General features: G+C 41.1%; 5 protein-coding genes and 1 pseudogene. 4 read left to right on the plus strand and 2 right to left on the minus strand.

The window, feature by feature from the left end:
- Positions 1-348 precede the first annotated feature (348 nt).
- Positions 349-447: pseudogene (locus ACFE90_RS31830) on the plus strand (IS5/IS1182 family transposase); the annotation flags it as partial.
- A 742-nt stretch (positions 448-1189) separates the two neighbouring features.
- On the opposite strand, the gene ACFE90_RS31835 reads toward ACFE90_RS31830, so the two are convergent.
- Entirely contained in the window at positions 1190-2248 is a 1059-nt protein-coding gene (locus ACFE90_RS31835) for a serine/threonine protein kinase (protein ID WP_375506321.1), read from the minus strand.
- Between the two features lie 147 nt (positions 2249-2395).
- Entirely contained in the window at positions 2396-3289 is an 894-nt protein-coding gene (locus ACFE90_RS31840; RefSeq protein WP_375506322.1) for an alpha/beta fold hydrolase, read from the minus strand.
- A 793-nt stretch (positions 3290-4082) separates the two neighbouring features.
- Between ACFE90_RS31840 and ACFE90_RS31845 the strand changes: the two genes are divergently transcribed.
- The 3 genes from ACFE90_RS31845 to ACFE90_RS31855 all read left to right on the plus strand — a co-directional run bounded on the left by ACFE90_RS31845 (position 4083) and on the right by ACFE90_RS31855 (position 7182).
- On the plus strand, positions 4083-4940 hold the full coding sequence (locus ACFE90_RS31845) for an SDR family NAD(P)-dependent oxidoreductase (protein ID WP_375506323.1): 858 nt from the start codon (positions 4083-4085) through the stop codon (positions 4938-4940).
- Between the two features lie 130 nt (positions 4941-5070).
- On the plus strand, positions 5071-5850 hold the full coding sequence (locus ACFE90_RS31850; RefSeq protein WP_375506324.1) for an MBL fold metallo-hydrolase: 780 nt from the start codon (positions 5071-5073) through the stop codon (positions 5848-5850).
- Positions 5851-6201: 351 nt separating this feature from the next.
- A complete protein-coding gene (locus ACFE90_RS31855; RefSeq protein ID WP_375506325.1) occupies positions 6202-7182 on the plus strand; it encodes a metal ABC transporter substrate-binding protein in 981 nt (326 codons plus the stop codon).
- Positions 7183-7330: the final 148 nt, after the last annotated feature.

Below are 7330 nucleotides of genomic sequence, written 5' to 3' on the forward strand. Positions count from 1 at the left end.
AAAAAATATTTGATACATCAATCATGACTTTTCAAACATCCTCTAAGAGTATTTTTTTATTTGGAAGTCTCTGAATCTTTGATACTCATGAAAATGACAGCAATTTTCACAAGCATGGAATACACACGTAGGAGCACAATATATTGTACCTCTACGTGTGTAGTAGAGCGGGGCATAAATCAAGCTACCCTTTTAAACAAGCAAAAGCCTTGATATACAAAACTTTTGACTTTTGACTTCTGCTTTGCGGTAGTAGTCAATAGAACTCTTGCAAAAGTGTTTTGTGGTATGATGAAGGGTTGGACAAATTGCGAGCAGGACTTTGATTAACAGTGAAAATAGGAGATATTTAAAATTTTGTCTAATAGATATCGAAACCGTCACCGACGTTTTGCTTTAAGGTCTAATTTAATTGCGGTAATTTATAATTACGAATTAGCTATATAAATCAATTCAAAAATCAAATTTATCAAAGAATCTCAGTAATTAACCAATAACTGAAACAACGTTTGCTGCCATTTTTTTAGTTAGCGATCGCCTGATAATACTTGCTCGAAACAATTTATAAACTCTTATCAAAAACTGAAATTAGAATAACCCCTAATCATACCACAAAATATTTATGCAAGAGTTATTGTTAGTGCATTTTCGACCATATCCAAAGTTTTATTGATCGCGTCTAACCGCTGCCAACTTTAAATTTTGAAAAACACAAAATGACAAATTCATTTTTTCACATTCAATCGGCTGAAAGCTATACCCTGTAACCGATACGGGCGACACAAATTTTTCACTTAGATAAAATGTTAAAAGCTAATACAAACTAGTGATTCTATACGGATATAAGCCCAAAAATGACAAAACCCCACGACGATCGCTGTAGGGAATTCGGCTTATTGGTAGGTGGCGTGGTGTTGATTACTCAGGTTTAAGCTTGGTTGCGTCGTTGCTCAAGGTGCTGTTGATGTAACTCTGGGAAGTTTTCTAAGTCTTCTATTGTTTGTGGCGCGGGGAATATTTTGACTAAATTTCTTAATCTGGTAATTTGATTTACAATACACGTAGAACATTTCAAAACAGAGAAATGAGCGTGAAAAAACTTATTTGTCCCACGCATCTGGGACTTTTGCAAGAGGTCTAATCAATTGGAAACCGTTGTAATCCTTAGCCAGATGCGAACTAATTAATCTTAATCTTTGGTTTTTTCTTGGCAACTTGCATTTAAATCAAAACTTTGGCATTCTGTAGCTTCTAGTAATTGCCTAACCGTATTACCAGGCTGACAACTAATTAAAGTTGCCCCCATTGCAGCCAGTGTAATAACAGTAGCTAGTCCCAACAAAGTAGGTCGTTTTCTAAGTATTATTGTCCTGATTAAAGTATCTATCCTGGTAGCAGTACCAACAACCTGAATTGGTCTAAGTGCTTCCAAAGCAACAGCCGCATTAGCATAACGACGTTTCCGTTTGCGTTCCACCATTTTCTTCAACCACGACCGAAAACGCGGATTAATTTGAGGAACTAATTGCTGAAAGTTAAAGCGATAGTTATCATCAATTAATTTTCCAATCTCAACAGAACGAGTATTAGTAAGTAAGCAAATCAGTGTTGCTCCTAAACTATATAAATCTGATGCCTCAGTTAGGGAATGACCAAACTGTTCCTCTGGTGGCATAAAACCTGGAGTTCCTGCTACAAAGCTACTCAGAGCTACTTTTGCACCCTGTATCCTAGCCAAACCAAAATCAACCAGATAAGCATTGAGTTGCTCATCAACCAAAATATTCTCTGGCTTAATATCACGATGAATAATTGGCGGAATTTGCTTTTGTAGATAAACCAAAATCTCTAAAATTGACAAAGCAATTTGTTTTATTTCTTCTGGATTAAAGCTGGTCGTTAAGTCTAAAGATGGGGCCTTTTTATATTCCTGAACCAGATAAAAAGCCCCTGGGATTTCAAAAGAATCTACATAGCGAGGGATGCGAGAATGATTGAGTTGCTGTAAAATTTCGATTTCGCGCTGATATGTTTTCACACCTGATAAATCAGCATCCGCACGAGCAAAACAAAATTCTTTAATCACCACCTGTTGCTTAGAGTTGAGGACATTAGCTAAGTAAGTAATGCGTCCCCCTTCTCGGTTGCGTCCTAGTTCGCTGATAACTTGATAGCCTTGTTTGGAAAAATCTGGATGGTGATTTAAGGGAATTACCCCTTTATGTCCATTACGCACATCAAGCTCCATTGCAAAACATACGAGTTTGATTCTGTCAAGGTGCAATTATAAAGATTAAGATCCACTCACCCAGATTGTTAGCCCCATTTTTATCGTGTATGGCACAAGACGCATCGGTAGAAAGTGTCTTTGCATTTGCGTCTTGGCGCTAAATTCTTAACTTTGCGCTAGCCAATCGATAATCTGGGCATTAACAACATCTGGAACTTCATCGTGGGGACAATGGCCAGCATTGGGAATGGGAACAATTTTGATCTCTTTGCCATTCTCACGCGCCTCTTCGTAAATCTTTGCCCCGGTAATTGGTGTCCAAGGATCGTCAGCACCCCAAATTACTAATAAAGGACGTTCTACTTTGGGCAAAAGTTCCTCTGGGCTTGGCCCAGGAGGAGCGGTGAGAATGGAGGCGAAAACTTGTTGCGCTCCTGGGTCGCAAGAGGGAGTATAAAGTAAATCGACTAATTCATCGGTGACAGCTTCACGGTTCCGGTAAACTTGGTAGAGGGTGCGGCGAATTTGGGCTTTTTGACGGATGCGGTTATAGACAAATTTACCTGTAATTGGCGATCGCACAAACCGATTAAAAGTTGCCATGACAATCCGTAGTGGCGGGTTCAATTCGTTGGGACGATGACTCAAACCACCCGCAGAGTTAATTAAAATACCACCAGCAGCAATTTCTGGATGTTCTACCAGTACAATTAAGCTCAAAAGTGCGCCGATGGAGTTGCCAATAAATACAGCAGGTTCGTGTATGTGTGCTGTGCAGAAATCTTTTAGCAGTTCCACCCAAACTTCCACAGTGTAATCAATCGGCGCTTTATCAGAACCGCCAAAACCTAAAAGGTCTATAGCAAATACCTGGTAGCCAGCATTAGCTAAAACTGGGATATTTTTGCGCCAGTGTCCAATGGAAGCACCGAAGCCGTGAACCAGTACCAGAGGGCGTCCTGTACCCATGACAGTGTATTGGATTTTGTAGCCCTGCCAAGTCCAAATGAATTTTTCAAAGGCGTCTTGGGTTGGAAGCTGTTGTGTAGTTATAGTCATTATTAAGATTAATAAAGTCTTTCTTCAAATATACTAGTGTTCTCTGAGCGCAAAGAGTTAGACTAAATCACCAAATACTTTACATTCATTACTTTGGGCGATCGCCTTTTTCAAAACGCTTAAACTCCTCCATTTACAACGCGATCGCTATTCCTAATCAGTCTAAATTAGTACAAAACCTCCTTCCAAAGACAGTAGAAAACTATCCGCACCATTACTAGCATTAGAGATGTCAAGGTGGTCAAAGAGTAGGGCGTTGACTTTGAGTCTTTTTGAGCAATTTACTCAAAGATTATTCTTGTTACTTTTTACTGTGCTGATTTGATACTAATGCAGATTAACCTTTGGGCGATCATTGGAGTTAAATCACCACAAAACTCGATGAAAATCTCAGGAAACGAAATTCTCATTACGGGTGGAGCTAGAGAAATTGGCTTTGCACTATATATTTACGATTTCAAGTTTTTGAAGTAATTTCTCCAATGCTTGATACAGCATTGAGCAAAAGTGCTGATTCAAAGATTGCACCTAAGGATTTGTGTAAAAATAACCTGAACAATTTTTATGTGAAAGCTAGATTTAGTAAGCTATGCCAGATAAATTTTGTACAACTTATTTTTATATGATGCCTAACCAAGTTGCTTCTGAAACGTTGCAAGGAATAGAGTGCAATCGGTTTGAGATCGAGGTTGGGAAAAGTAAAAGTTTAGCTCTGCTTTCACGTATCTTGTTTAGTTTTGCTTACTCAGTCATTAGCGGAAGAGACTAGTACACGCTAAAGCTTGAAGGATTTATGAGCAACGCCTACAAACTACTTTATGAATTTAACATGAACGAAATGATGGCAGAAACAATCGAAAACAAACAGGCGGCGGATTCAAACAAGGAAGTGAACTTAGTTTCTGAGTTTGCAGATAAAATTGCTGTCGTTACCGGAGCGGCGACTGGATTGGGAGAAGCGATCGCAGTCAAGTTATTTCAAATGGGAGCAAAAGTCGTGATTGCCGACATTGATGTAGACGGCGCACACCTCGTTGCTGAACGTTTGGATGCTTCCGGTGATCGGGCGCACGTTATCGAAACCGATGTCCGCAATCATCAGGCAGTCGAAGAAATGGTTAACCAAACAGTGAGTCGCTTTGGCGGACTGCATCTGGCTGTCAATAACGCTGGCATTACTGGTCCGCACAATGTTACCACTGCGGATTACGAAATCGACTGGTGGAATGATGTGATTGCCACCGATTTGAGCAGTGTATTTTTTGGGTTGAAGTATGAAATTCCAACAATCATCCGCAGCGGCGGCGGTGCAATCGTCAATATGTCGTCAGCAAATGGCGTGGTCGGTGTCGCCGGCATCAGTCCATATACCGCCGCGAAACACGGAATTATTGGGCTGACGCGGGCGGCGGCGTTGGAATATGCAGACAAAGGCTTGCGAATCAACGCTATCGGCCCGGGTTATGTAGACACACCGAATATGCACAAAGTACCGGAGGAAGTGCGATCACAGATGGCAGCCTCGCATCCGATGGGTCGCCTCGCACGCACTGAAGAAGTTGCGGATGTGGTGGCGTTCTTGCTGTCAAACAGAGCATCTTTCGTTACGGGCAGCTTCTACTTGATGGACGGAGGCTACACCGCTCGTTGAATGTTAACCATCTGTGTGCGCCAAAACAGCAAGCAGTTGATTAAACCATGAGCAGGTTTGCGATCAACAGTGCTTACTAAGAAAGCTGACACGATTGATAATGAAGGTAGGCGTTATCTTCACAAAATTTATGTTTTTAACTTGGTTAGACAGCAACTCTTGGCTGCTGGAAATCGGCGGAAAACGAATACTAATTGACCCTTGGCTGGTAGGTTCGTTAATTTTCAGCAACTTGGATTGGTTATTTAAAGGCTCGCGATCGCAAGAGCGTCCAATACCAGATAACATTGATCTGATCCTGCTGTCTCAAGGTTTAGAAGACCACGCTCATCCACCAACGCTTAAATTACTTGATCACAGCATCGAGGTTGTGGCTTCTCCTAATGCTGCCAAGGTTGTACAGCAGTTAGGTTACACCCAGGTAACAGTATTGGCTCATGGTGAAACTTTCACTTTAAATAATCAAGTTGAAATTAAGGCTTTTCCAGGCTCTCCAATTGGCCCCACTCTGGTAGAAAATAGTTATCTCCTCAAAGAATTGGAGAGTGGTTTAACTGTATACTACGAGCCTCACGGGTATCATTCCCCAGAACTTAAGCAAGCTGCACCTATAGATGTAGTGATTACACCGTTTATTGACATGACATTGCCTTTGCTTGGGTCGATTATTAAAGGACAAAATAGTGCTTTAGAAGTAGTAAAGTCGTTACAACCTCAAGTAATATTACCTACTGCGGCTGGTGGTGATGTGGCGTTTGAGGGATTGCTGATGAAATTGATTCAGACTAAAGGAACTGCTGAGGAATTTCGTTCGTTAGTAGAGAAGAACAATCTTTCGACGCGGGTACTTGAGCCAAAACCAGGCGATCGCTTTGAACTACCATTAGAAAAACGAGCATTAGCAATTTAAATCTGAATATGAATTCACGTATCGACGCGCAGCAACTACTCTTCTATAACGCCTCAAGGCAATCCGTAGGGTAGGCGCAAAGATGCAAAGAACAATTTATCATTCAGCTATGCTGATAATTGCTATACTCCCCAACTTCCACAATATCCCTTAAGTGGGATATAAGGTAAAAAAATCTAAAAATCAACCGAAAATACCCTGAGGGGGCATTGCATTTTAATAATGGGAAAAGGTCTAATCAAAGGTTGATTCTTTAATTTAGAAGGCTTGAATCTAATGAAGACCCTCCTTGGATTGCTATTTATACTGAGCTTCATGGTAGTAGCTTGCAGTCCCCCTCAGGATAAAACGGTGTCTTCTAATCCCGAAGTAACCAGCACTCCGGTTCAAGCAGGAGAGCAAAAGACACAGAATAAGCTTTTAGTTGTAACGACAGTTGCTCCTTTAACGAATATTGTAAGTAACATTGCAGGCGATCGCTTAGAAGTTAAGGGCATTATTCCAGAAGGAACCGATTCTCATACCTTTGAGCCTCGTCCCAGCGATGCCGATATACTATCCAAAGCTAATCTGATCATCGCCAATGGGTTACATTTAGAATCCCCGACAGAAAAACTAGCTAAAGCCTCAAAACCCAAAGAAACTAAAATCTTTGAACTAGGCAGTAAAACTATTACCCAAGACCAATGGCTTTTCGACTTCAGCTTTCCTAAAGAAAAGGGCGATCCCAATCCTCATCTATGGGTAAACCCCAAGTATGCTGAAGCTTACGCCAAACTAGCCGCCCAACAGTTAACCACCTTAGATCCTGCTGGCAAAGACTATTACGCGACTAATCTCAAAAATTATTTACAACGTCTGGATGCTCTAGACAAAGCAACGCGGGAAATCGTCGCCAGTATTCCCGCCAAAAACCGTAAACTGTTGACCTACCACGATTCTTGGGCGTATTGGGCTAGAGAGTATGGTTTTCAAGTAATTGGTGCTATTCAACCTTCAGATTTTAAGGAACCATCCGCTCAAGATGTCGCAAAGCTAATTGACCAAATTCGGAAAATAGACGTTCCAGCCATTTTTGGTTCTGAGGTTTACCCCAGCAAAGTAGAAGAACAAATTGCCCGCGAAGCGAAGGTAAAAACAGCCAATACTGCTGATGATGAGTTACCAGGCAAAGGTTCAGCTAATGCAATGGAAAATACTAATCCTGAGCATACCTATATTGGCATGATGGCTAACAATATGCGGACTATCGCCTCTAATTTGGGAGGAAACCCTGATTTGGTGAAGAACTTGAACACTGCAAATGTTGTTGGCCCAACAGCAACCAAGTAGGATCAACAAAATAAATACAGCAGAACTCAGGAATAAAACACGCTTGATATCTAGTGCAAGAGACTTAGTACAGTATTTTATTAATTTGTAGGAAATTAAATTTGGCAATACCCTGCAATGCCAATGCGTCCCCTTGCAATGCCAATGC

Origin of the sequence: uncultured Nostoc sp., assembly GCF_964245445.1 — a bacterium.
In the GTDB taxonomy this organism is placed as follows: Bacteria; Cyanobacteriota; Cyanobacteriia; order Cyanobacteriales; family Nostocaceae; genus Nostoc.

Bases quoted from the DNA above. Each gene is read 5' to 3' on its own strand.
- ACFE90_RS31835 (WP_375506321.1), bottom strand. From the start codon at position 2,248: ATGGAGCTTGATGTGCGTAATGGACATAAAGGGGTAATTCCCTTAAAT.
- ACFE90_RS31840 (WP_375506322.1), bottom strand. From the start codon at position 3,289: ATGACTATAACTACACAACAGCTTCCAACCCAAGACGCCTTTGAAAAA.
- ACFE90_RS31845 (WP_375506323.1), top strand. From the start codon at position 4,083: ATGAGCAACGCCTACAAACTACTTTATGAATTTAACATGAACGAAATG.
- ACFE90_RS31850 (WP_375506324.1), top strand. From the start codon at position 5,071: ATGTTTTTAACTTGGTTAGACAGCAACTCTTGGCTGCTGGAAATCGGC.